The following is a 22,081-nucleotide window of genomic DNA, read 5'->3' as shown; positions in this document are numbered from 1 at the left end:
GCTCTTCCGATCTTCCTACGTCGCGGCCAAGATCGGCGACCGCTCGATGAGCAACGAGGAGTTCGTGGCCAAGCTCTCCACGCTGGCGCTGAGATTCTCGCCGGGTGCGCGCTGGGAATATGGCGTGTCGACCGATGTGCTGGGCCGCCTGGTCGAGGTCGTCGACGGCCGGAGGCTGGGCGAGTCGCTGTCCGAGCGCGTCTTCAAGCCGCTCGGCATGGTCGATACCCAGTTTCAGGTGCCGGCGGGCAAGGTCGCGCGCGCGGCCCAGCCCGGCCCGCGGCCGGGCGGCCAGCCGATGACACCACGCTTCAAGGTCGACGACGGCGCCAGATACGAATCGGGTGGCGGCGGCCTCACCGGCACGATGGACGACTATCTCCGCTTCGCGGCCGCGCTGGCCAACGGCGGTGCGCTGAACGGCAAGCGCGTCATCGGCAAGCAGACGCTCGCCTTCATGACCGCCGACCATACCGGCACACGGCCGGGTCGGCCGCCGGGCCTGGGCTTCGGCTTGGGCTTCGAGGTGCGCACCAAGGAAGGCGAGGCGGCCCTGCCGGGATCGATCGGCGAGTACGGCTGGGCAGGCAATGCCGGCACGCTGTTCTGGATCGATCCCAGGAACGACCTGATCGCCCTCTACATGGTGCAGGTGAGCGATCCGGACCGGATCGCGCTGCGCAACCAGTTCCGCTCGATGGTACAGGCCGCGATCATCGACTAGGCGGCGCGGTGCAGCGCCGCCCGCGCGAGCAGGCGGGTGGAGTCGAGCGTCGGCAGCGGCGAATTCCCGTCATTCATAATCAGCGGGATTTCGGTGCAACCCAGCACGACGGCGTCGCAGCCTGCGTCTTTCATCCGGCCAAAGAGACGCTGGTACGCAGCGATAGCCTCGGGCCTGAAAATGCCCATGACCAGCTCGTCCATGATGATGCGGTTGGTGTCGTCGCGTTCGGCATCGGTCGGCCGCAGATATTCCAGGCCGCGCGCCGAAAGCTTCTCCGGATAGACCTCGCTGTCGACCAGCCAGCGCGTGCCGGCGATGCCGATACGCCTGTAGCCGCGCGCCACCGCCTCGGCAGCGACGACCTCCGCGATGTGCAGCCACGGCAAGGGCGAGCGCGGCAGCACGTGGGGCAGCGCCTGATGAATGGTGTTGTCCGGGCAGATCAGGAAATCGGCGCCGGCTTTCGCGAGCTTTCCGGCCGACGCCAGCATCAGCTCAGCCACCTCAGGCCAGTCGTTGCGGTAGATGCAGGCCATGTAATCGGCCAGGGACGGCGTGTGCATCGAAATCTCGGGATGGGCATGTGCGCCCATCAGCGCTGCGCCTTCGGTGCAGATCGTCCGGTAGCAGAGGGCCGCGCCTTCGGCCGAGCAGGCGACGACGCCGATATGCTGGGCCATTTATGTCCTAGATGGCGACCTGGCGGATACCGCCGCGTGGGCGGCCGGCCTCGATCTCCTGCCACAGGATCTCATGGCCTTCCGGCAGCGCGCGGTTGTTGCGCATGGTGAGCCAGAGCCTGAGCAGCAGCCGGTCGTGACCGCTCGCAGCATCGTCCTCGAACGGTGTGCGACCGTGGTAGGTAACGTGGCTGTTGATCAGCTGCAGGTCACCGGGCTGCAAGGTCATCTCGAAGCACAGTTCCTCGGCCGTCTGCATCAGGAGATCGATCGCCTCGCGCTGGGCGTCGGTGAGCTTCGGTACGTCGGGCGCCATCTGGGCGGCCTCGATGAAGGTGAGCGAATAATGCGAGGTCAACTTGCCGTCGCGCAGGCCGAAGATCGGCAGCGGATAGGCGGTCTCCCGGGTCGTGGCTTCGCCGTCCTTCTTCGTGCCTTCCTCACCGAAGCGGCTGCGCCAGTAGTCCTGGAACAGGAGTTCGAGCAGGTCGGGCCGCTTCGCCAGGATGGCGTTGTGGATGGCGGGTGTCGAGGCAAGCTTGCTGACGCCGCCGGCGCGCGCCTGGCGCACGCACAGCAGGCCCACCACGTCGGTACGGTCGGTGTGGAAGCGCAAGCCGCCGTTGGTCAGCGTGCGGGCGTAGGAGGAGAGGAAGGTCGAGCCCTTCTCGTCCTTGGTCTCGCCGTAGGTACGGCCGACGTGGGCGCCCTCGTCGCGGATGGCGCGCATCAGCTCGCCACTGCGGTTCTGGAACACCGGCGTGCCGATGTGCGTGCCCAGGCCGAAATACATCTGGCGCAATTCGTCTTCGCTGTAGCCGGTCACCGGAATGCCGCGCAGCTTGACCATGCCGCAGCCGTTCTCGAGTTCGTCGGAGACATCGTCGAGCAGGTCGCTGAGCATCGGCAGTGCGAAATCCTCGCGCGTGATCTCCTGCCACGGCATGCCGCGCACCGACTTCACGGCGGCGTCGAGTTCGTCGAGTGCCTCGGGCGGCAGGTCGCGGATCCAGCGCCGGGAGTCCTTGATGTCCTTGCCCAGCCACACAGAAGGGCCGGCGAGCGGTGTGCGTTTCGTCATTCCGTTATCATACCTCGCCAGGAGCGCGTCGTGCTAGCGGCTGACCTCATCCTGAGGAGCGCGCATTGGCGCACGTCTCGAAGGATGGGCAACAGCGCGACTGTGCCGCACCCTTCGAGACGCGGTCCTGCGGACCGCTCCTCAGGGTGAGGTGATCGTCGAACGCAGGGCCGGACTGGGTTACCGTAGGGGCATTGCGCCGCTCGTTGAGCGGGTCCGGAGGTGAAGATGAAGACGGTTGTGTTGAGCCCCGGCGCCGTCCCGCTATCTGCTTGGCACGAGATTTATCGGGGTGCGGCGGCTGCCATCGACCCTGCCAGCTACGCCGCCATCGAAAGGTCGGCAAAAGCAGTCGCCGCCATCGTCGCCAGGGGCGCGCCGGTCTACGGCATCAACACCGGCTTCGGCAAACTGGCCAGCGTGCGGATCGACGCCGCTGACCTCGAAACGCTGCAGCGGAACATCGTGCTGTCTCATGCCGCCGGGGTCGGTCGACCGATGCCAGTGCCGGTCGCCCGGCTGATGATGGCGCTCAAGCTCGGCAGCCTGGCGCAGGGCGCATCGGGCGTGCGGGCCAGTACCGTGCGGTTGCTCGAAGCGCTGTTGGCGAAGGGCCTCACGCCGGTGATCCCCTGCCAGGGGTCGGTCGGCGCTTCGGGTGATCTGGCGCCGCTTGCCCATATGTCGGCGACCATGATCGGCGTCGGCGAATTCTTCGCAGGCGACCGTCGCGTACCGGCCGCCCAGGCCCTTGCCGAGGCGGGCCTGGCACCGGTGGTCCTGGGCGCCAAGGAAGGCCTGGCGCTGTTGAACGGAACGCAATTTTCCACCGCCTATGCATTGGCCGCTCTGTTCGAGGCGGAGAACCTCTACCGCGCGGCCCTGGTTACCGGTGCGCTCTCGACCGATGCGGCGCGTGGCTCCGACGCGCCCTTCGATCCGCGGATTCACCTGTTGCGGCGTCACCAGGGCCAGATCGACTCAGCGGACTCGCTGCGCCGCCTGATGGCGGGATCGGCGATCCGGGCCTCGCACCTCGTCGGCGACGAGCGGGTGCAGGATCCCTATTGCCTGCGCTGTCAGCCGCAGGTCATGGGCGCCGCGCTCGACATCCTGCGCCAGGCGGCGGCGACGCTCGGAACCGAGGCCAACGGCGTCACCGACAATCCGCTGATCTTCCCAGAGACCAGCGAGGCCCTGTCGGGCGGCAACTTCCACGCCGAGCCCGTCGCCTTCGCCGCCGACATCATTGCCTTGGCGATCTGCGAGATCGGTTCCCTGGCCGAACGCCGGATTGCCATGCTGGTCGATCCGGCGCTGTCCGGCCTGCCGGCTTTCCTGACGCCGCACCCGGGCCTGAGCTCAGGCTTCATGATCCCGCAGGTCACGGCCGCCGCGCTCGTCTCGGAGAACAAGCAGCGCGCCTATCCCGCCAGCGTCGATTCGATCCCGACGTCGGCCAACCAGGAAGATCATGTCTCGATGGCCGCACACGGGGCGCGACGGCTGCTGGAGATGGCCGAGAATGCCTGTAGCGTGATCGGGATCGAGTTGCTGGCGGCGGCGCAGGGCTGCGACTTCCACCGTCCGCTCGCCACGAGCAAGCCGCTGGAAGCGGTGCGCGACCTCGTGCGCAGCGGCGTGCCGCACCTTGAAGATGACCGCTATTTCCATCCGGATCTCGAAAAGGCCATCGCCCTGGTCACCAGCGGCGCGATCGTCGAAGCGGTTGGGTGCGATCTGCTGCCCGCGGTTGAGGGGAGAACATCATCATGACCCGCATCGACAATGCCCGAACCGTCCGCGCCCCACGCGGCACGGAACTCTCGGCCAAGAGCTGGCTGACCGAGGCGCCGCTGCGCATGCTGATGAACAACCTCGATCCTGATGTCGCCGAGAAGCCCGGTGAACTGGTGGTCTATGGCGGTATCGGCCGCGCGGCGCGCGATTGGCAGAGTTTCGACGGCATCGTGGCGGCGCTGCGCAAGCTCGAAGCCGACGAGACGCTGCTGGTCCAGTCGGGCAAGCCGGTCGGCGTGTTCCGCACCCACGCCGACGCGCCGCGCGTCCTGATCGCCAACTCCAACCTGGTGCCGCACTGGGCGACCTGGGAGCATTTCAACGAGCTCGACCGCAAGGGCTTGATGATGTTCGGCCAGATGACGGCGGGTTCCTGGATCTACATCGGCAGCCAGGGCATCGTGCAAGGCACCTACGAGACCTTCGTCGAGATGGGCCGCCAGCACTACGGCGGCAGTCTGGCCGGGCGCTGGATCCTGACCGCGGGGCTGGGCGGCATGGGCGGCGCGCAGCCGATGGCCGCGACCATGGCCGGCGCCTCGTGCCTCGCCGTCGAATGTCGCCCCAGCAGCATCGAGTTCCGTCTGCGCACCGGCTATGTCGACGTGCAGGCCAAGGATCTCGACGATGCGCTCGCGATCATCGGCAAGGCGACCGCGGCGGACAAGCCGATCTCGGTGGCGTTGCTCGGCAATGCCGCCGACGTGCTGCCCGAGTTGTTGCGCCGCGGCGTGCGGCCGGACTGCGTCACCGACCAGACCTCGGCGCACGATCCGGTCAACGGCTACCTGCCCAAGGGCTGGACGCTGGCCGACTGGGAAGCCAAACGCAGCAGCGATCCCGCCGGCGTCACCCGCGCCGCCAAGCAGTCGATGGCGGGCCACGTGCGTGCCATGCTGGAATTCCACAAGCTCGGCGTTCCCACCGTCGACTACGGCAACAACATCCGCCAGATGGCGCTGGAAGAGGGTGTCGCCGACGCCTTCAGCTATCCGGGCTTCGTGCCGGCTTACATCAGGCCGCTGTTCTGCCGCGGCGTCGGGCCGTTCCGCTGGGCCGCTCTCTCGGGCGATCCCGAGGACATTTTCAAGACCGACGCCAAGGTGAAGGAGCTGATGCCCGATAGCCCGCACCTGCACCGGTGGCTCGACATGGCGCGCGAGCGCATCAAATTCCAGGGACTGCCGGCACGCATCTGCTGGGTTGGCCTGGGCGATCGCGATCGCCTGGGTCTCGCCTTCAACGAGATGGTGGCGAAGGGCGAGCTGAAAGCGCCCATCGTGATCGGCCGCGATCACCTCGATTCGGGGTCGGTCGCCAGCCCCAACCGCGAGACCGAGGCGATGCTCGACGGCTCCGACGCGGTGTCGGACTGGCCGATGTTGAATGCGCTGCTCAACTGCGCCTCGGGCGCCACCTGGGTGTCGCTGCATCACGGCGGCGGCGTCGGCATGGGCTTCTCGCAACATGCCGGCATGGTGATCGTCTGCGACGGCACACGGGAGGCAGCCGCGCGCCTGAAGCGCGTGCTGTGGAACGATCCTGCCACCGGCGTCATGCGCCACGCCGATGCGGGCTATGAGGATGCGATCGCCTGCGCCCGCGAAAAGGGCCTCAATCTGCCCAGCCTGTGAGGAGACCGGCATGACCTTTTCGCTCGTCGGCCGCTGTGCCCGGACCGGAATGCTGGGCGCGGTCGTGACGACCTCGGCGATTTCCGTCGGCGCGCGGTGCCAGCATGCCCGCGCGGGCGTGGGCGCGGCCTTGACCCAGCATCGCACCGATCCGCGACTCGGGCCTCTCGCGCTCGATCTTCTGGCCAAAGGTGTTACGGCCGACGAGGCGATGCAGGCCGTGGTAGCCGCCACGCCGCATCGCCATTGGCGCCAGCTCGCGCTGATCGATGCCGCCGGCCGCACCGCCGTTTATTCCGGCGCCAACGTCCGTGGTGAGAAAGGCGAGGTTCAAGGCAAGGACTGCGCCGCTATCGCCAACATCGTCCGCTCGGCCTCGCTTCCGGGTGCCATGGTGGCGGCCTTCGAGAAGTCACCCGACCTGCCGCTCGCCCACCGGCTCCTCGAGGCGCTGGAGGCCGGCGAAGCGGCGGGCGGCGAGAGGCAGCCCGTCATCTCCGCGGCGCTGCTCGTCGTCCATCGGGAATCTTTCCCCTACGTCGACCTTCGTGTCGACGACCACACGGCGCCCATCGCGGAGCTTGGCCGCCTCTGGTCGATGTATGAGCCGGAGGCCGATGCCTACGTGGTGCGCGCCGTCGATCCCGAGCAGGCGGTGCCGCCGCCAGGCATGAAGATCGCCTAGCCCTCTAATGCCTTGCGCATGTTGATCGAGGTCGGGTGATAGAAGCCGGGATGGGCCTCGCGCGAGATCTCGCGATAGCCGAGTGAGTTGAACAGGCGCTGATTGTCGGGCAGTGCGATGCGCACGCCCAGGCGCACACCGGGGAGGCCGCGGGACCGGGCATCCTGCTCGACGGCGGCAATCAGCCGCTTGGCGAGGCCGAGCCCGCGGGCGGTCGGCAGCACGGAGAGGCGGCCGAAATAGAGGTCGCCCTCCTGCAGGTTGGTGATGACACAGCCCAGCATCTCGCCGTTCCGCTCCGCGACGATCGCGCCGGCGCCCTTCTTCAGTTCGGCGGCGATGGCGTCGGCGCTTTCGCCGAAGGCGCCCGATTCCGGCACGAGCTTGCCGCGGTATTGCGCGAAAGCGGCGGCAATGGTGGCCGCGATTGCCGGCGCATCGGCGATTGTCGCGAGACGCAGGGCTGGGGTGTCGCTCATCGGCTTTTTCTCGCGTAGGCTCGCGCAAAAGGCGAGAGGAAATGCGGATGGGCCAGCAGACGATCGCAATACGCAAGCTTACGCCCGGCATCGGCGCGGAGATTTCCGGCGTCGACCTCGCCCGGCCGTTGGGCAACCAGGCCTTCCAGGAGATCCATGACGCGCTGATGGAGAACCTGGTCATCTTCTTCCGCGACCAGGAGCTGACGCACGACCAGCACAAGGCGTTCGGCCGCCGTTTCGGCGAACTGCACATCCACCCCTCGTCGCTGGCCGTCCTCGCCGACCATCCCGAGGTGCTGATCATCAAGGCCGACGAGAGGTCGAAGTACGTGGCGGGTGAGGAGTGGCACTCCGACGTGAGCTGCGATCCCGAACCGCCGATGGGCAGTATCCTCTATCTCAAGGAAGTGCCACCCGACGGCGGCGGCGACACGCTGTTCGCCAACATGTACCGCGCCTTCGAGACGCTCTCGGCACCGATCCAGCGCCTGTGCGAGGGGTTGACGGCGGTCCACGACGGCGCCCAGGTCTACGGCGGCCGTTTCGGCCAGACGCCCAAGGAAGGCGGCTTTCCGAAGAACGAGCATCCCGTGGTGCGGACCCATCCGGTGACGGGGCGCAAGGCGCTCTACGTCAATCGCAATTTCACGACCAGGATCGCGGGTTTGCGCAAGCCCGAAAGCGACGCCCTGCTGGAAATGCTGTATCGCCACAGCGAGACGCCCGAGTTCCAGTGCCGCTTCGCCTGGCGCCCCAACTCCATCGCCTTCTGGGACAACCGCGCGGCCATGCATCATGCCATGTGGGATTACTTCCCGCACAAGCGGCTGGGTTACCGGGTGACCGTCAAGGGCGACAAGCCGTTTCATCGCACCTAGGGGACACAATGGCACTCATCACCTATCTCACACGCATCCAGATCGATTTCGGCGCGCTCAAGCTGCTCGATGCGGAGTTGCAGCTGCTGGGCATTCGCCGGCCGCTGATCGTCACCGACAAGGGCGTGATTGGAGCCGGCCTGTGGGCCAAGGTGAAAGAGCAGTTGCCCGGCAACATGCCGATTACGCTCTATGACGGCACGCCGGAGAACCCGACCGAAGCGGCGATGCGCGATGCGCTGAAGATCTACAAGGACGAGGGCTGCGACGGCATCGTCGCCATCGGCGGCGGCTCGCCGATGGACCTCGCCAAGGCGGTCGGCCTGATGGCGACCCATCCCGGCAACTCGCTGCAGGCCTATTCCTTCGTCGAGGGTGGCGCGCCCAGGATCACCGCCAGGGTGGCGCCGATCGTGGCAATTCCGACAACCTCGGGTACCGGCAGCGAGGTGAGCCGCGGCGGCGTCATCATCATGGATTCCGGCCGCAAGCTCGCCATCGGCAGCCCGTACCTCATCCCCAAGCTGGCGCTGATCGATCCCGAGCTGACGCTCAGCATGCCGCCGCATCTGACGGCCGGCACCGGCATGGACGCCTTCACGCACAATATCGAGTGCTATCTCGCCAACGTCTTCAATCCGCCGGCCGACGCCATCGCGCTCGACGGGCTGGAGAAGGCCTGGAAATACGTCGAGCGCGCGACCCGGGACGGGCAGGACCGCGAGGCACGCTTCAACATGGCGGTGGCCGCCATGGAGGGGGCGATGGTGTTCCAGAAGGGCCTGGGCGCGGTGCATGCACTCAGCCATCCCACGGGCGGGCTGAAGGGCTACCGCACGCATCACGGCACCCTGAATGCGGTGTACCTGCCGGCGGTGCTGCGCTTCAACGCGCCGGCGGTCGGCGACAAGTACAGGCGGGTGGCCCAGGTGATGGGGCTGCCGGAGCGCGAGAGCAATGCCGAGGGCGTGGCCAATGCCGTGGGCGCGCTCAACGTTCGGCTCGGCATCCCCAAGGGGCTGGGCGCCATGGGTTTGAAGCCGGAGGTGGTCGAGGCCATCGCCGACGGCGCACTGGGCGATCACTGCCACCAGACGACACCGCGCCAGCCGACCAAGGCCGAGTACGTCCAATTGATCGAGCAAAGCTGGGGATAGGGGCATCATGAAAGTCAAAGACAAGGTCTGCGTCGTCACCGGCGCGGCGGGCGGCATCGGCGAGGCGATCGCGCGACGCTACGCCAAGGAAGGCGCCAAGGGCGTGGCCGTGGCCGACATGGATGCGGCGCGCCTCGAGAAGGTGGCAAAGGACATTGGCGGTCTCGCGGTCGCTGGCGACATCGGCAAGGAGTCCGAGGTCAAGCGGTTGATCGCCGAGGCGGAAAAGAAGTACGGCCCGGTCGACGTCTTTTTCTCCAACGCCGGTATCGGCCGCGGCGGCCACGAGGACGCCACCGACAAGGACTGGGCCGACAGTTGGGCCATCCACGTGATGGCGCATGTCTATGCCGCCCGCGCGCTGGTCCCCGGCATGCTGCAGCGCAAGTCGGGTTACCTGCTGAACACGGCGAGTGCGGCGGGCCTTCTGGCTTCGATGGGATCGGCACCCTATGGCGTCACAAAGCATGCCGGCGTGGCGCTGGCCGAGCATCTCTCCATCCAGTACGGCGACCGCGGCATCGCGGTCTCGGTGCTCTGCCCGCAGGCGGTCGACACCAACATGCTGCGCATGGCCGGCGCGACCGCGGCGTCGGTCGACGGTGTGCTCAACACCGACGCCGTTGCCCAGACGGTGATCGAGGCGATGGACGAGGAGCGATTCCTGATCCTGACGCACCCTGAGGTGAAGGACTATATGGCGCGCAAGCTCGACCGCGACCGCTGGCTGCGCGGCATGCGCCGCCTGCGCGACAAGACGGGCGAGAAGGCGCGGGCGTAGCGGCCGTGTCCAGGGCCGTCGACCTCTGGCTCGACCTGCGCAGTCCCTATTCCTTCCTCGCCAAGGATCCGGCTTATGCGCTCGAGAAGCAGCTGGGTGTGACGCTGCGGCTGCGGCCGTTCGCGCTCAACCTCGCCGGCGTCGTCAATCTCAACGACCCTGCGGCGCTCGCGAACGCTATGCGCAAGGTCAAGTATCTCTATGCCGACGCCCGCCGCTTCGCCGGTCCGCGCGGCATCACGCTGCTGGGGCCGAAGAAGATCTTCGACCAGAAGCTCGTGCATCTTGCCTGGCTCTATGCCGAGAAGAGCGGCAGGGGCCGCGTGCTGATCGACCTTGCCTACCCGCGCTTCTTCAAGCGCGAGCTCGACTACGAGGATCGCAGCGCGATCGAGGCGCTTCTGAAGGAGTCGGGCGTTGATCCGGCGGGTTTCGCGGCCTTCGTGGCGGGCGAGGGGCCGGGCGAGCTCGCGGCCCACCAGGCCGAGGGAGAGAAGCAGGGTGTGTTCGCGGTGCCGACCTTTGTCGTCGACGGCGAACTGTTCTGGGGCCAGGACCGCATCGACTTCGTGCGCGCCAAGCTTTCCGCGTGATCCCCTACGTCTCCACCCTGTTCGCAGGCGTCGGCCTGTGGACCGCGATCGGCGTCACCCTGGTGGCCGGCCTGATGCGCGGCTTCGCGGGCTTCGGCTCGGCCATGCTGATGGCACCAATTTTCGCCATCCTGTTCGGCTCGGCCGACATGGTGGTGACGGTGGTGGCCATCGAGCTCGTGGTCTCGCTGCAGCTCTTCCCGCAGGTCCGGCGCCACGCCGACTGGAAGGTGCTGACGCCGATGAGCCTCGCCGCCTGCGCGGCGATGCCGCTGGGCGTCTGGCTGCTGGCGAGCGTCGACAAGAATGCCATCGTGACGGGCGTCTCGGCGGTGATCGTGGCCTTCGTGCTGCTGATGTGGACGGGCTGGAAATACACCGGCCGCCGCTCGACCGCGGCCACCGTGACGGTGGGCGCCGTGTCGGGCGCGATGATGGCCACCACCGCCGTCGGCGGCCCACCGGTGCTGCTCTACCTGTTGTCGGGCAACGACCGGCCCGAGGTCAACCGAGCCAACATTGTCACCTACTATTTCCTGACCCAGTTCCTGCTGATCGTGATCGTGCTGGCTACCGGTGTCGCCGGCTGGGACGCGCTGGCCCGCGCCGTCGTGCTGTTTCCTGTCATGGTGCTGGGCGCTTGGGCCGGCGGCCGGCTGTTCCACGGCCTCGCCAGCGAGCGGATCTACCGCAACGTGGCGCTGGCCATCCTGTTCGCCACCGGCTTGTTCGGACTGCTGCGCGACTGGCTGCTGGCCTGATATCATCGGCCGGACGCGCCACCCCCTGGAGAAACGCATGCGTATGTCTTGCCGCAGCCTCGCCGCCACCAGCCTCGTCCTTCTCGCGCTCGGCCTGCCTGGCGCCGCTGAGGCCGCCGACTTCATGAAGGAGTGCATGGTCACCGCCTCGCAAAGAATGTGCGAGTGCATCTCGGCCCGGATCCCGGCCGACCAGCGCGCCAATGCCATCGTCGGCCTGCGCAAGTCGAACGCCTCGGTCGCCGTGAGCGGCAACCTGCTCGATCCCGCGACCCTCAACCAGAACGAGATGCAGGGCCTCAACGCCGTGGTCGCGGCGCAGGCCTATTGCATGTAGCACGCGTTTTCCCCCGCCGACCGCATCGATCGCGCATATCCAATCCCTTCTAGGCGGCGGCCTGACGCCACGCTATTCTCTCGCCCAGTAAGCGATGCCGGCAAACGGCGCGAGTTAGGGAGGATGCGATGAGTGTGATGTCCCGCAGGTTCGGTTTGATGGCGGCGCTGGCGGCCGGTCTGGCGGCGGCGCCGGCCTTGGCGCAGGCGCCCGTGAAGGGCGGGACGCTGACCATCGGCGTCGAGAGCGACTTCGAGGGCTTCGACCCGGTCAGGGCCGGTGTCTATTCCAATTCCACGGTCACGGCCGCGTCGCTGTTCTACGAGACGCTGATGCGGCTCGACGACAAGGGCAATCTCCTGCCGGCGCTCGCCCTGTCGATGACGCCCAACGAGGATGGCAGCGTCTGGGCTGCCAAGATCCGGCCCGGCGTCAAGTGGCACGACGGCACGCCGTTCACCGCCCAGGCGGTGGCCGACCACTTCAACCGTCTGCTCGACCCGGCGAGCCGCTTCGCTGGCCGCGCCTATCTCGCGATCGAGAAGGTTGAGGCGCCCGACGAGCTGACCGCGGTGTTCAAGATGCGCGGCCCCAACGCGGCGCTGCCCAAGACGCTGGCGCAGCCGACCGTCACGACGCTGATCATCCCGGTGAAGCAGGCCCTGGAGAAGGGCGCAGACTACAACCGCAATCCGATCGGCACCGGCCCGTTCGTGTTCAAGGAATGGCGCGCCGCCGACCGGCTGATCGCCGAGCGTAATCCCAACTACTGGGACAAGGACAAGCCTTACCTCGACCGGGTGATCGTGCGCCCGCTGCCCGATTCCGACGCCCGCTACGCCAGCCTGGTGAAGGGCGACGTCCAGGTGATCTGGGAAGACCGCGCCGAGAACATCCAGAAGGCCAAGAAGGACAAGAACCTGATCACGCTGAACTGGGTCGGCAGCGGTGCGCTGGTGATCCCGCTCAACACCGTTCGCGAGCCGCTGAACGACAAGCGGGTGCGTCAGGCGATCTCGATGGGTCTCAACCGCAAGGCCAACGCCGCCGTGCTGAGCCAGGGCCTGCGCCCGGTCTACGACGACCCCTACGGCCCCGCGTCCGGCATCGAGTGCAAGGACAATGGATCGCTCGGCTATGACCCCGAGAAAGCGAAGAAGCTGGTGGCCGACTATGGCAAGCCGATCAAGCTGGTGCACACCGTGACGGCGACGCCGCGTGGCCGCGAGGGCGCGCAGGTATTCCAGGCCGACATGAAGAAGATCGGCATCGATGTCGAGATCAAGCCGGTCGACCAGACCCAGCTCGTCAAGGAGACGCTGAGCCGCGACTTCCTGGTCTCGGGCTGGCGCATCATCGACCTGGCCGACGTCGACCCGCAGATGTTCGCCAACTTCCACTCCAAGAGCCCGATCAACTTCTCCGGCTACAACAACGCCGAAGTCGACCGGCTGCTCCTGATCGGCCGTACCAGCCTCGACGAGAACAAGCGCAAGGCTGCCTACTGCGACCTGATCAAGATCCTGAACGACGACGTGGTGTGGCTGTGGACCGCCTCCAACACCGACTTCGCCATCACCCGCGCCAACGTGCGCGGCATCCCTGCGTTGCGCGGCGGGGCGGTACAGGTCGAGGCGGCGTGGCTGGCGAAATAGCGATTGGCGTCCGGTAGCGTGATGTAGGGCGGCTCCAGTGCATTGGCTGGCACGCCAGGTATTGCGGCTGGCAGTCGTGCTGCTCTGCGTCACGCTGCTCACCTACCTGATCGTCAACATCCTGCCCGGCGACGTGGCGATCGTCATTCTGGGCAGTCTGGCGACGCCACAGGACATCGCCGGCCTGCGCGCCGATCTCGGCCTCGATCGGCCGATGCTGGTGCGCTACTTCGACTGGCTGGGCTCGGCGCTGTCGGGCGATCTCGGCCGCTCCTACAGGAACGGCGAGCCGGTGGCGCAGGCGATCGCCGATCGCCTGCCGGTGTCGCTGCAACTGATGGTGATGGCCCAGATCATCGCCCTCGGCATCGCCGTGCCGGCGGCGCTGCTCTCGGTGCGCCGGCCGGGAGGCCTGTTCGACCGGATGTCGGCGTCGGCGGCATTCGGCTTTCTCGCGACCCCCAACTTCATGCTCGGCATCGTGCTGATCTATCTGTTCTCCGTGACTCTCGACCTGCTGCCGGCGACCGGGTTCACGCCGATGTCCGAGAGTCTGTGGGGCAACTTCGAATCGATGATTCTGCCGTCGCTGACCCTGGGTCTGATCGAGTGGACGGTGTTGATGCGCGTGCTGCGCTCCGATCTGCTGACCACGCTCAAGGAGGATTTCATCCTGCTTGCCCGTGCCAAGGGCCTGCCGCCGTGGCGGGTGCTGCTGCTGCATGCCTTGCGCCCCTCGTCGTTCACGCTGATCACCGTCCTCGGCCTCAATATAGGCGGCCTGATAGGTGGCGCGGTGATCGTCGAGCAGATTTTCGCGCTGCCCGGCGTCGGCCGGCTGCTGCTGGGCGGAATCTTCAACCGCGATCTGATCCTGGTGCAGGGCACGGTGTCGTTCATCGCCGCGGGCTTTGTGCTCATCAATTTCCTGGTCGACATGCTCTACGCCGTGCTCGACCCGAGGGTGCGCTATGTCCGCTTCCGCAGCTGAGCCGACAGTCGGCGTCCGGCGGCGACGGCATCTGTCCTGGGCGCTCGCGCTGCCGCTGGGTTGGGTCCTGCTCGTGGCCATCCTGGCGATCACGGCCGACTGGCTTGGCCTGCCCGATCCGGCGGCGCAGGAGTTGATCCAGCGCCGCAAACCTCCCTCGACCGAATACCTGCTGGGCACCGACAATCTCGGTCGCGACATGCTGTCCCGCATCATCTACGGCGCCCGCACCTCGCTGATCGTCGGCATCTGCGCGCCCTTCCTGGGGTTCCTGATCGGCGGCGCGATCGGCATCAGCGCCGGCTATTTCCGCGGCAAGATCGACCTGCTGGCGGTGGGTTTCATCGATGTGCTCCTGGCCTTTCCAGCGTTGGTGCTGGCGCTCACCTTCACCGCCTATCTCGGACAGAGCCTGTTCAACGTCACCCTGGCACTCGGCATCCTGTCGATTCCGGCTGCGGCGCGGGTATCTCGCGCCAATACGCTGGCCTGGGCCAACCGCGATTTCGTGCTCGCCGCGCGTACCATCGGCGCCAGCAACTGGCGCATCCTGACGCGCGAGATCCTGCCCAACGTGCTGCCGGCCATGTTTGCCTTCTGGCTGGTGGCGATCAGCGTGATCATCGTGGCCGAGGGCGCACTCTCTTTCCTTGGTCTCGGCATCCCGGCACCGCAGCCGAGCTGGGGCGGCATGATCGCCGACGGTCGCGAGGCGCTCGACGTGGCGCCACACACCGCCCTGATCCCGGCGGCGGTGATGTTCCTCACCGTGCTGTCGCTCAATTTCCTGGGCGACATGGTGCGCAATCTGGTCGATCCGCGCAGGTCCGCGCTGTGAGCGGGGCTGTGAGTGGTGGGCCGCTCCTGTCGGTGCGCGATGCGCGTGTTGGCTTTGGCACGGTGCGCGGCCTGCTACGCGCCGTCGACGGTGTGTCGTTCGACCTGCAGGCCGGCCGCACGCTGGGCGTCGTGGGCGAATCGGGATCGGGCAAGTCGGTGCTGGTGCGCTCCCTGATCGGCCTGGTCGGCGGCGGCTCCGGCGCCGTGGTCGGCGGCCAGGTTCTGCTCGAGGGCCAGGACCTGCGCGGCCTGTCCGCCGCAGGCCTGCGCGAAGTGCTCGGGCGCGACATTGGCATCGTCTTCCAGGATCCGATGACCTCGCTCAACCCGGTGATGAAGATCGGCCGGCAGATCGGCGAGGGCCTGCAGCTCAACCGCGGGCTCGACGGGGCCGCCGCCGCCCGGCGCGCGGTCGAACTGCTGGCCGAGGTCGGCATTCCCGAGCCAGAGCGGCGGGCCGTCCAGTATCCCCATGAATTGTCGGGCGGCATGCGTCAGCGGGTGGCGATCGCCATCGCCATTGCCTGTGAGCCCAAGCTCCTGATCGCCGACGAACCGACCACGGCGCTCGACGTCACCGTGCAGCGTCAGATCCTCGACTTGCTGCAGCGCGAGCAGCGCCAGCGCGGCATGGCGATGATCCTGATCACCCACGATCTGGGCGTCGCCGCCGGCCGCGCCGACGACATCATGGTGATGTACGCCGGTCGCGCGGTGGAGATGGCCACGACGCGCGAGATTTTCCGCGGCCCGCGCATGCCCTACACCGAGGCGCTGCTGCGCTCGCTGCCCCGGCTGAGCGACGTTGCCCACACCAGGCTCTCGGCCATTCCCGGCCGGCCGCCCGACCTTGCGCGCCGTGGCATGGGCTGCGCCTTCGCTCCGCGCTGCACCTACCGCAGCGACCGCTGCGAGACCGAGGAGCCGGCGCTGACGCGCGACGGCGCACGTGGCTTCGCCTGCTTCAATCCCCTGGCGGCCGGCAGCCGGGTGGTCGCATGACCGACCTGCTGCGCATCACCGACCTCAACGTCGAGTATCCGGTAGGTGGCGGCCGCCATGTCCATGCCGTGAGCGACGTCACTCTCGCGGTCCGTCATGGCGAAACGCTGGGTCTGGTTGGCGAATCGGGCTCGGGAAAATCCTCTCTGGCGCGCGCGCTGCTGCAACTGCCGCCGCCGCAGCGCGGCAGTGTGCTGTTCGACGGCAATGAGCTGACGCAGATGCGCGGCGAGGCGCTGCGGGCCGTTCGGCCGCGTCTGCAGATGATCTTCCAGGACCCAATCGCCTCGCTCAACCCGCGTCGCCGGGTCGCCGAGATCGTGGCTGAGCCGTTGATCGTTTCGGGTGTGCGCGATCCGGCCGAGCGAACCCGGCGCGTGCGCGCCGTCATGGAGGCGGTCGGACTCGACCCCGACGTTGTGTGGGCCCGTCGGCCACACGAATTCTCCGGCGGCCAGTGCCAGCGCATCGCGATCGCGCGCGCGCTGGTGCTCGAGCCAAAGCTGATCGTCTGCGACGAGCCGGTCTCGGCACTCGATGTCTCGATCCGCGCCCAGATCCTCAACCTGCTCGAGGACATGAAGGCGCGTTTCGGATTGACGCTCCTGTTCATCGCCCACGATCTCGCGGTGGTGAAGTCGGTGTCCGACCGCGTGGCGGTGATGTATCTCGGAAAACTATGCGAGGTCGCCGATTCGGCGTCGCTGTTCGCCACGCCCGCACACCCCTATACCGCCGCCCTGATGGCGGCGATCCCCGAACCCGATCCCGACGTCCCGCTGGGCGACACCAAGCTCAAGCCCGGCGATCCGCCGTCGCCGCTTGATCCGCCGTCGGGTTGCCGCTTCCGGACCCGCTGCCCGCACGCCGTGGACCGCTGCGCTGCCGAGGTACCGCCGCTGCGCGAGATCGCCGCGGGCCGCGAGGTCGCCTGTCACTTCCCATTGATCGGCTGACTGGGGTCAGCTGAACAAAAAACGGCGCACATTGCTGTGCGCCGTTCTTTCCCGATTGGTCGGAGCGAGAGGATTCGAACCTCCGGCCCCTAGCTCCCGAAGCTAGTGCTCTACCAGGCTGAGCTACGCTCCGTCAGATTTACGGACTCCGGCCCGCTCGGGAGGCGGGGTTATAGCCGTGGCCTACCGGGGTCGCAAGTATGGTCGCAAAGCCGGTCTCATGGCGGGTTGCCTCGCCCTCCGGCCTAACCTAGGCTCCGGCTCAACAGGGAAGAAAACAAGCGTAACCGTCATCCGCGCGTACTGAATAAACCGGTCCGCCGCCCGCCATCTGGCGGGGGGTACCGGACAATAAACCGCGACGAGAGTGACATAATCATGCCCGAGACGGTGCTCGAGCTTGACGACCTGACCGTACGCTTTCGCCTGAGGCGAGGCGATCTCACGGCCGTGAACGGCGTGTCCTTTTCGATCGGCCGCGGCGAGACCTTCGGGCTTGTGGGCGAATCGGGCTCGGGCAAGTCGGTGACGGCGCGGGCGATCATGCGGCTGATCCCCGACCCGCCCGGGGAGATCCAGCGCGGCCGCATCCTGTTCGGCGGCGACAATGTCCTCGACAAGAACGCCGCGGAGATGCGCGCGCTGCGCGGCCGCCATATCGCGATGGTGTTCCAGGAACCGATGAGCGCGCTCAACCCGGTGTTTACCGTGTGCGAACAGATCTCCGACGCGCTGCGCACAAATCTGGGATTGTCGAAGCGGGAGGCGCGCGAACGTGTCGTCGAGCTGCTGGCCCTGGTCGGCATCCCGTCACCGCAGAAGCGACTCGACAGCTACGTCCACGAATTCTCCGGTGGCATGCGCCAGCGCGTGATGCTGGCGATGGCGCTCAGCTGCAATCCGGGCTTCCTCATCGCTGACGAGCCGACCACCGCGCTCGACGTCACGATCCAGGCCACCATCCTGGAGCTGATCACCAGCATGATCGACAAGCTCGGCATGTCGCTGCTGTTCATTACTCACAATCTCGGTGTCGTTGCGCATTCCTGCGACAAGATCGGCGTGATGTACGCCTCGCACCTGGTCGAACTCGGCGACAAGCGAGAGATCTTCGCCAATCCGCAGCATCCCTACACGGTGGGCCTGCTGAATTCGATCCCGCGCCTCGACATCCAGGCGCGGCACCTGACCCCGATCGCCGGATCTGTCTGCAACATGATGGAGCCGCCGTCGGGCTGCAAATTCCATCCCAGATGCGCGCACGCGATGGATGTCTGCCGCCGCGAAGTGCCCAAGCTCAAGGAAGTGGCGCCGGGTCATCATGCGGCGTGCCATCTGCACGATCGAGGGGCCGCCACATGACGGCGCAAGGTGCGACCGACGACATGCTGTTGGAGGTGAGGGGACTCACCAAGCATTTCATGCTGCATGGCGACATCTATTCGAAGCTGGCCGGCGAGAAAACCCAGGTGCTGAAGGCGGTCGATGGCATCGACTTCCACATCCGCCGCGGCGAGACGCTGGGCCTGGTGGGCGAAAGCGGCTGCGGCAAGTCGACGACGGCGCGGCTGGTGACGCGGCTGATCGAGCCCACCGGCGGGGAAGTGAGGTTGAAGGACGAGGACCTGCTGGCGTTCTCGCCTCGGCGCATGAAGGAGACGCGCAAGGACATTCAACTGGTGTTCCAGGATCCCTACAGCTCTCTCAATCCGCGCAAGACGATCATGCATATTCTCAGCCGGCCGATGGAGATCCACGGTCTGGCGCGCAGCTGGAACGAGAAGCGCGAGCGCGTGCTCGACCTGCTGCACCGCGTCGGGCTGAGCGTCGAGCACATCGACCGCTATCCGCACGAGTTCTCGGGCGGCCAACGCCAGCGCATCGCCATCGCCCGCGCGCTCTCGGTCGAGCCCGAGCTGGTGATCGGCGACGAGCCGGTGTCGGCGCTCGACGTCTCGATCCAGGCGCAGATCCTGAACCTGTTCCGCGACCTGCAGGAACAGTTCGGCCTGACCTACCTCTTCATCGCCCACGATCTCAGCGTCATCCGCCACATCAGCGACCGGGTGGCGGTGATGTACGTCGGCAAAATTGTCGAGACAGGGCCGGCTGCGGCGATCTTCGAGGAACCGCTGCATCCCTACACCAAGGCGCTGCTGGCGGCCGTGCCCGAGGCCGATCCGGCCAAGCCGCCGCCCCGGCTGACGCTCAAGGGGGAGGTCTCGACCCCAATCGACCCGCCGCCCGGCTGCCGGCTGTGCGGGCGTTGTCCGCGCGAGCTGCCGGTGTGCGCCGAGGTCGAGCCGCCGCTGGTCGCCGTCGGCGGCGACCGCCAGGTCGCCTGCCACAACTTGTGACGGTCAGCGCTCGGCCATCCGCGGGTCGAGGATGTCGCGCAGGCCGTCGCCAAACAGATTGAAGGCCAGCACCGTGTAGCAGATGGCGAGTCCCGGGAAGGCGGCGATCAGCGGATGGGTCTCCATGTAGTCGCGTGCGGCGCTGAGGTCGGCGCCCCAGTCCGGCGTCGGCGGCGGCGTACCGAGCCCGAGGAACGACAGCGCCGCCACGATCAGGATAACGAAGCCCAGCCGAACCGTGGAGGTCACGATCAGCGGCGAGATGATGTTGGGCAGGATCTGGCTCAGCGCGATGCTGACCGAGGAATCGCCCACCGCACGGGACGCCTCGACGTACTCCTTCTGCTTCTCGGCCAGCACCGAGCCTCGCGCGAGCCGCGCCTTCTCGGGCATGCCGGCAAGAGCAAGCGCACTCACCAGCACGAGGTCGATCATCACTCCCTCGAGTTTCCAAGCCTGGGCGACCGTCACGAACAGGAGATAAAGCAGCAACCCCGGGAAAGCGAGCAGCCCGTCGACGATGCGCATGCCTATGGTGTCGGCGAGCCCGCCGAAGTAGCCGGTCAGCACGCCGAACGGCACGCCCACCACCAGTGAGAGCGCGACCGCCACGACGGCGATGGTGACCAACCGCCTCCCGCCATAGAGCAGCCGCGAGTAGATGTCGCGACCCAGGCGGTCGGTTCCCAGCAGGTGCTTCTCGGAGGGCGGCTGCAGGCGCTCGCGGTAGTTCTGCTTGATCGGATCGTGCGTGGCGAGCCACGGCGTCCCGATGCAGGCGCCGAACAGCAGCACCAGCATGACCGCGCCGATCGACGCGGTGCGGCTCTTGCGCAGTTCGTGCCAGGCGTTCGAGAGCGCGGTGGCAAGTCGTCTGCTCCGCAGCGGCGCCGGAGGTGCGCGCCAGGCCAGCGTGCCATCGACCAGCTTGTCGGCTTCCAGTTCGGACATGGCCGGTCCCCTAGGCGAATTTGACGCGCGGATTGAGCAGCCTGTAGGTCAGGTCGACCAGCAGGTTCATGACGACGACAATGCAGCCCAGGACGAGCACGCCCGCCTGGATCAGCGGATAGTCGCGCTGCAGGATCGCCTCGAAGATCGCCCGGCCGATGCCCGGCCAGGCGAAGATCGACTCCAGCACCACCGTGCCGCCGAGCAGGTTGGCGAGCTGCAGGCCCGAGATGGTGATGGTCGGGATCATGGCGTTGCGCAGCGTGTACTTGAAAATCACCTTGCGCTCGCTGTGGCCGAGCGCGCGCGCGGTATCGACGTACTCCTTGCTGAGCTCGTCGAGCATGGAAGACCGCGTCAGCCGCGTCGTGAACGCCGCCTGCCGGAAGCCGATGGCCGCCGCCGGAAGGATCAGGAACTGCAGGCTGCCCCAGAAATCCTCGAACGGGCTGACATAGCCTGAGGACGGCAGCCAGCCGAGATACAGCGAGAACAGCAGCACGCAAAGGATTGCGAACCAGAATTCCGGGATCGAGATGCCGGCGAGCGACGTCACCTGCGCGGTGTAGTCGACCGCGGAATTGCGGCGCACGGCGGCGAAGGTGCCGAGCGGCACGGCGATCACCATGGAGAGCACGATCCCGACCGTGGCCAGGTAGACCGTGGCCGGGATGCGGCTCAGGAGCTCGGTCGAGATCGGCCGTCGCGTGACCAGCGACTTGCCGAAATCGCCCTGCAGCGCGCGTCCGAGCCACAGCACGTAGCGCTCATGGACCGGACGGTCGAGGCCATACTCCTTGGTGAGGATGGCGCGCGCTTCCTCGATGTCGCCACCCTCGGTGCCGACCAGCGTGTCGATGATGGAGCCCGGCAGCGCCTCGACGAAGGCGAATACCGCCACGCTCAACACGAGCAGGACGGGGACGAGCTGGGCGATGCGGCGCAGCGTGTAGGCGAGCATCGCCCGGCCCGCCTCAGCCTTCGATCCAGGTACGCCGCATGCCGGCGCCCATGTAGCTCCACGGTCCCGAGAAGGACGGCTCGTAGCCCTTCACGCGAGCGCGATTGCCGGCCATCAGCAGCGGCACGTAATGCGTGTAGAGCATCGGCAGGTCCTTGTTCACCAGCGTCTCGACGTCGGCATACATCTGCCGGCGCTTGGCCCGGTCGCGCTCCTGGCGCGCCGCGACGATGATCTGGTCCGCCTTCTCGTTCTTGTAGCCGATGCGTCGGCGGTTCTCCGGCGCGCTCGACAGGATGTTGCGGCCGAACCAGCCGTCGGGGTCGAGACGGTAGGAATTCGCCGTCGAGTCGATGTTGAAATCCCCCTTGGTCTGCTTATCCAACATCACCGGCGACGGCAGGATCTCGAGCACGACGTTGAATCCGGCGTCCTTCAGCATGGCATGCACGAGCTCGCCCGACTGGTGCATGTAGGGGAAGGTGTCGTTGGCGATGATGGTGAGCCGCTCGTCGCCGCCCTTCGCCTTCTTGCGCAGCGCCTTGGCCTTGTCGGGATCGAACTTGGACGACGGCTCGATGTCTTTCGGGTGCCATGGGCTGGCGGCGCTGTAGAACCCGTTGGCAATCGAGCCTATGCCGTTGAATACCGCCTGATGGATGCCTTCGCGATCGATGGCGTGGGCGATGGCCTGCCGAAGCAGATGGGCGTCGGGATTGTCTTTGTCCGACAACAGGCCGTTCTTCAGATTGAAGAACAAGATCGGAAGAGC

The 22,081-nt window shown here is 67.0% G+C and carries 23 protein-coding genes and 1 tRNA gene; 17 read left to right on the top strand and 7 right to left on the bottom strand.

What is annotated here, in order from left to right; genetic code table 11:
* The coding region (locus tag EPO55_RS02360; protein ID WP_296334785.1) for a serine hydrolase domain-containing protein at nt 1-724 on the top strand (724 nt) is incomplete at its 5' end.
* Here the strand turns inward: EPO55_RS02360 and EPO55_RS02355 are convergent.
* Together EPO55_RS02355 and EPO55_RS02350 are read right to left on the bottom strand one after the other, a co-directional pair.
* A complete protein-coding gene (locus EPO55_RS02355; RefSeq protein WP_296334784.1) occupies nt 721-1,407 on the bottom strand; it encodes an amino acid racemase in 687 nt (228 codons plus the stop codon). The two genes, EPO55_RS02360 and EPO55_RS02355, sit on opposite strands and share 4 nt — an antisense overlap.
* Before the next feature lie 7 nt (nt 1,408-1,414).
* The gene (locus EPO55_RS02350) at nt 1,415-2,488 is read right to left on the bottom strand and encodes a TauD/TfdA family dioxygenase (protein ID WP_296334783.1); all 1,074 of its coding nucleotides are present in this window, start codon (nt 2,486-2,488) and stop codon (nt 1,415-1,417) included.
* Nucleotides 2,489-2,716: 228 nt separating this feature from the next.
* Between EPO55_RS02350 and hutH the strand changes: the two genes are divergently transcribed.
* From hutH to EPO55_RS02335, 3 genes are read left to right on the top strand one after another with little or no spacing between them, the layout of a single operon-like run.
* The gene (hutH, locus tag EPO55_RS02345) at nt 2,717-4,264 is read left to right on the top strand and encodes a histidine ammonia-lyase (protein ID WP_296334782.1); all 1,548 of its coding nucleotides are present in this window, start codon (nt 2,717-2,719) and stop codon (nt 4,262-4,264) included.
* Nucleotides 4,261-5,922, top strand: coding sequence for a urocanate hydratase (gene hutU, locus EPO55_RS02340; RefSeq protein WP_296334781.1), 1,662 nt, complete (start codon nt 4,261-4,263; stop codon nt 5,920-5,922). Before hutH ends, hutU begins: the two co-directional genes overlap by 4 nt.
* Nucleotides 5,923-5,932: 10 nt before the next feature.
* Nucleotides 5,933-6,607, top strand: a complete 675-nt coding sequence (locus tag EPO55_RS02335; protein WP_296334780.1) for a DUF1028 domain-containing protein — start codon at nt 5,933-5,935, stop codon at nt 6,605-6,607.
* Here the strand turns inward: EPO55_RS02335 and EPO55_RS02330 are convergent.
* Nucleotides 6,604-7,086: a GNAT family N-acetyltransferase gene (locus EPO55_RS02330; RefSeq protein WP_296334779.1), complete on the bottom strand. Its 483-nt coding sequence runs from the start codon at nt 7,084-7,086 to the stop codon at nt 6,604-6,606. The genes EPO55_RS02335 and EPO55_RS02330 overlap by 4 nt on opposite strands.
* A 47-nt stretch (nt 7,087-7,133) precedes the next feature.
* Here EPO55_RS02330 and EPO55_RS02325 point away from each other — a divergent pair, with 47 nt between their 5' ends.
* The 11 genes from EPO55_RS02325 (at nt 7,134) to EPO55_RS02275 (ending at nt 17,040) form a co-directional block, all read left to right on the top strand.
* On the top strand, nt 7,134-7,967 hold the full coding sequence (locus EPO55_RS02325; RefSeq protein ID WP_296334777.1) for a TauD/TfdA family dioxygenase: 834 nt from the start codon (nt 7,134-7,136) through the stop codon (nt 7,965-7,967).
* Nucleotides 7,968-7,975: 8 nt separating this feature from the next.
* Nucleotides 7,976-9,124, top strand: coding sequence for an iron-containing alcohol dehydrogenase (locus EPO55_RS02320; RefSeq protein ID WP_296334776.1), 1,149 nt, complete (start codon nt 7,976-7,978; stop codon nt 9,122-9,124).
* Between the two features lie 7 nt (nt 9,125-9,131).
* The gene (locus EPO55_RS02315; protein ID WP_296334775.1) at nt 9,132-9,905 is read left to right on the top strand and encodes an SDR family oxidoreductase; all 774 of its coding nucleotides are present in this window, start codon (nt 9,132-9,134) and stop codon (nt 9,903-9,905) included.
* 5 nt (nt 9,906-9,910) lie between these two features.
* Nucleotides 9,911-10,498, top strand: a complete 588-nt coding sequence (locus EPO55_RS02310) for a DsbA family protein (RefSeq protein ID WP_296334774.1) — start codon at nt 9,911-9,913, stop codon at nt 10,496-10,498.
* Entirely contained in the window at nt 10,495-11,259 is a 765-nt protein-coding gene (locus tag EPO55_RS02305) for a sulfite exporter TauE/SafE family protein (protein WP_296334773.1), read from the top strand. Before EPO55_RS02310 ends, EPO55_RS02305 begins: the two co-directional genes overlap by 4 nt.
* A gap of 37 nt (nt 11,260-11,296) precedes the next feature.
* Complete coding sequence (locus EPO55_RS02300; protein WP_296334772.1) at nt 11,297-11,596, top strand: hypothetical protein; 300 nt, start codon at nt 11,297-11,299, stop codon at nt 11,594-11,596.
* 128 nt (nt 11,597-11,724) lie between these two features.
* Nucleotides 11,725-13,251: an ABC transporter substrate-binding protein gene (locus tag EPO55_RS02295; protein WP_296334771.1), complete on the top strand. Its 1,527-nt coding sequence runs from the start codon at nt 11,725-11,727 to the stop codon at nt 13,249-13,251.
* A 37-nt stretch (nt 13,252-13,288) separates the two neighbouring features.
* Nucleotides 13,289-14,242 (top strand): ABC transporter permease, encoded by a 954-nt coding sequence (locus tag EPO55_RS02290; RefSeq protein WP_296334769.1) that lies wholly within the window; start codon nt 13,289-13,291, stop codon nt 14,240-14,242.
* Entirely contained in the window at nt 14,223-15,080 is an 858-nt protein-coding gene (locus tag EPO55_RS02285; RefSeq protein ID WP_296334768.1) for an ABC transporter permease, read from the top strand. Before EPO55_RS02290 ends, EPO55_RS02285 begins: the two co-directional genes overlap by 20 nt.
* Nucleotides 15,077-16,084 carry an ABC transporter ATP-binding protein gene (locus EPO55_RS02280; protein ID WP_296334767.1) on the top strand — a complete coding sequence of 336 codons (1,008 nt, stop codon included), beginning with the start codon at nt 15,077-15,079 and terminating at the stop codon, nt 16,082-16,084. The genes EPO55_RS02285 and EPO55_RS02280 overlap by 4 nt, the downstream gene beginning before the upstream one ends.
* The gene (locus tag EPO55_RS02275) at nt 16,081-17,040 is read left to right on the top strand and encodes an oligopeptide/dipeptide ABC transporter ATP-binding protein (RefSeq protein ID WP_296334766.1); all 960 of its coding nucleotides are present in this window, start codon (nt 16,081-16,083) and stop codon (nt 17,038-17,040) included. Before EPO55_RS02280 ends, EPO55_RS02275 begins: the two co-directional genes overlap by 4 nt.
* A 56-nt stretch (nt 17,041-17,096) precedes the next feature.
* Here the strand turns inward: EPO55_RS02275 and EPO55_RS02270 are convergent.
* Nucleotides 17,097-17,173, bottom strand: a tRNA-Pro gene (locus EPO55_RS02270).
* 245 nt (nt 17,174-17,418) lie between these two features.
* Between EPO55_RS02270 and EPO55_RS02265 the strand changes: the two genes are divergently transcribed.
* Together EPO55_RS02265 and EPO55_RS02260 are read left to right on the top strand one after the other, a co-directional pair.
* Nucleotides 17,419-18,402: an ABC transporter ATP-binding protein gene (locus EPO55_RS02265; RefSeq protein ID WP_296334765.1), complete on the top strand. Its 984-nt coding sequence runs from the start codon at nt 17,419-17,421 to the stop codon at nt 18,400-18,402.
* Complete coding sequence (locus EPO55_RS02260) at nt 18,399-19,397, top strand: dipeptide ABC transporter ATP-binding protein (protein ID WP_296334764.1); 999 nt, start codon at nt 18,399-18,401, stop codon at nt 19,395-19,397. Before EPO55_RS02265 ends, EPO55_RS02260 begins: the two co-directional genes overlap by 4 nt.
* A 3-nt stretch (nt 19,398-19,400) precedes the next feature.
* Here the strand turns inward: EPO55_RS02260 and EPO55_RS02255 are convergent, their stop codons facing one another.
* The 3 genes from EPO55_RS02255 to EPO55_RS02245 form a co-directional block, all read right to left on the bottom strand.
* On the bottom strand, nt 19,401-20,348 hold the full coding sequence (locus tag EPO55_RS02255) for an ABC transporter permease (protein ID WP_296334763.1): 948 nt from the start codon (nt 20,346-20,348) through the stop codon (nt 19,401-19,403).
* Between the two features lie 10 nt (nt 20,349-20,358).
* Nucleotides 20,359-21,309 (bottom strand): ABC transporter permease, encoded by a 951-nt coding sequence (locus tag EPO55_RS02250; protein ID WP_296334762.1) that lies wholly within the window; start codon nt 21,307-21,309, stop codon nt 20,359-20,361.
* Nucleotides 21,310-21,322: 13 nt separating this feature from the next.
* Nucleotides 21,323-22,081: ABC transporter substrate-binding protein (locus EPO55_RS02245; protein WP_296334761.1), on the bottom strand; the 759-nt coding region annotated here is incomplete at its 5' end.

The organism is Reyranella sp. (genome assembly GCF_004296935.1).
Taxonomy (GTDB): Bacteria; Pseudomonadota; Alphaproteobacteria; order Reyranellales; family Reyranellaceae; genus Reyranella.
The sequence above is the reverse complement of the archived record's forward strand: the minus strand, read 5'-3'. Positions and strand labels throughout refer to the sequence as shown.

What these genes read in the sequence shown, in the direction of transcription:
- EPO55_RS02355 (WP_296334784.1), bottom strand. Translation starts at nt 1,407, where the DNA reads ATGGCCCAGCATATCGGCGTCGTCGCCTGCTCGGCCGAAGGCGCGGCC.
- EPO55_RS02350 (WP_296334783.1), bottom strand. Translation starts at nt 2,488, where the DNA reads ATGACGAAACGCACACCGCTCGCCGGCCCTTCTGTGTGGCTGGGCAAG.
- hutH (WP_296334782.1), top strand. Translation starts at nt 2,717, where the DNA reads ATGAAGACGGTTGTGTTGAGCCCCGGCGCCGTCCCGCTATCTGCTTGG.
- hutU (WP_296334781.1), top strand. Translation starts at nt 4,261, where the DNA reads ATGACCCGCATCGACAATGCCCGAACCGTCCGCGCCCCACGCGGCACG.
- EPO55_RS02335 (WP_296334780.1), top strand. Translation starts at nt 5,933, where the DNA reads ATGACCTTTTCGCTCGTCGGCCGCTGTGCCCGGACCGGAATGCTGGGC.
- EPO55_RS02330 (WP_296334779.1), bottom strand. Translation starts at nt 7,086, where the DNA reads ATGAGCGACACCCCAGCCCTGCGTCTCGCGACAATCGCCGATGCGCCG.
- EPO55_RS02325 (WP_296334777.1), top strand. Translation starts at nt 7,134, where the DNA reads ATGGGCCAGCAGACGATCGCAATACGCAAGCTTACGCCCGGCATCGGC.
- EPO55_RS02320 (WP_296334776.1), top strand. Translation starts at nt 7,976, where the DNA reads ATGGCACTCATCACCTATCTCACACGCATCCAGATCGATTTCGGCGCG.
- EPO55_RS02315 (WP_296334775.1), top strand. Translation starts at nt 9,132, where the DNA reads ATGAAAGTCAAAGACAAGGTCTGCGTCGTCACCGGCGCGGCGGGCGGC.
- EPO55_RS02300 (WP_296334772.1), top strand. Translation starts at nt 11,297, where the DNA reads ATGCGTATGTCTTGCCGCAGCCTCGCCGCCACCAGCCTCGTCCTTCTC.
- EPO55_RS02295 (WP_296334771.1), top strand. Translation starts at nt 11,725, where the DNA reads ATGAGTGTGATGTCCCGCAGGTTCGGTTTGATGGCGGCGCTGGCGGCC.
- EPO55_RS02285 (WP_296334768.1), top strand. Translation starts at nt 14,223, where the DNA reads ATGTCCGCTTCCGCAGCTGAGCCGACAGTCGGCGTCCGGCGGCGACGG.
- EPO55_RS02275 (WP_296334766.1), top strand. Translation starts at nt 16,081, where the DNA reads ATGACCGACCTGCTGCGCATCACCGACCTCAACGTCGAGTATCCGGTA.
- EPO55_RS02265 (WP_296334765.1), top strand. Translation starts at nt 17,419, where the DNA reads ATGCCCGAGACGGTGCTCGAGCTTGACGACCTGACCGTACGCTTTCGC.
- EPO55_RS02260 (WP_296334764.1), top strand. Translation starts at nt 18,399, where the DNA reads ATGACGGCGCAAGGTGCGACCGACGACATGCTGTTGGAGGTGAGGGGA.
- EPO55_RS02255 (WP_296334763.1), bottom strand. Translation starts at nt 20,348, where the DNA reads ATGTCCGAACTGGAAGCCGACAAGCTGGTCGATGGCACGCTGGCCTGG.
- EPO55_RS02250 (WP_296334762.1), bottom strand. Translation starts at nt 21,309, where the DNA reads ATGCTCGCCTACACGCTGCGCCGCATCGCCCAGCTCGTCCCCGTCCTG.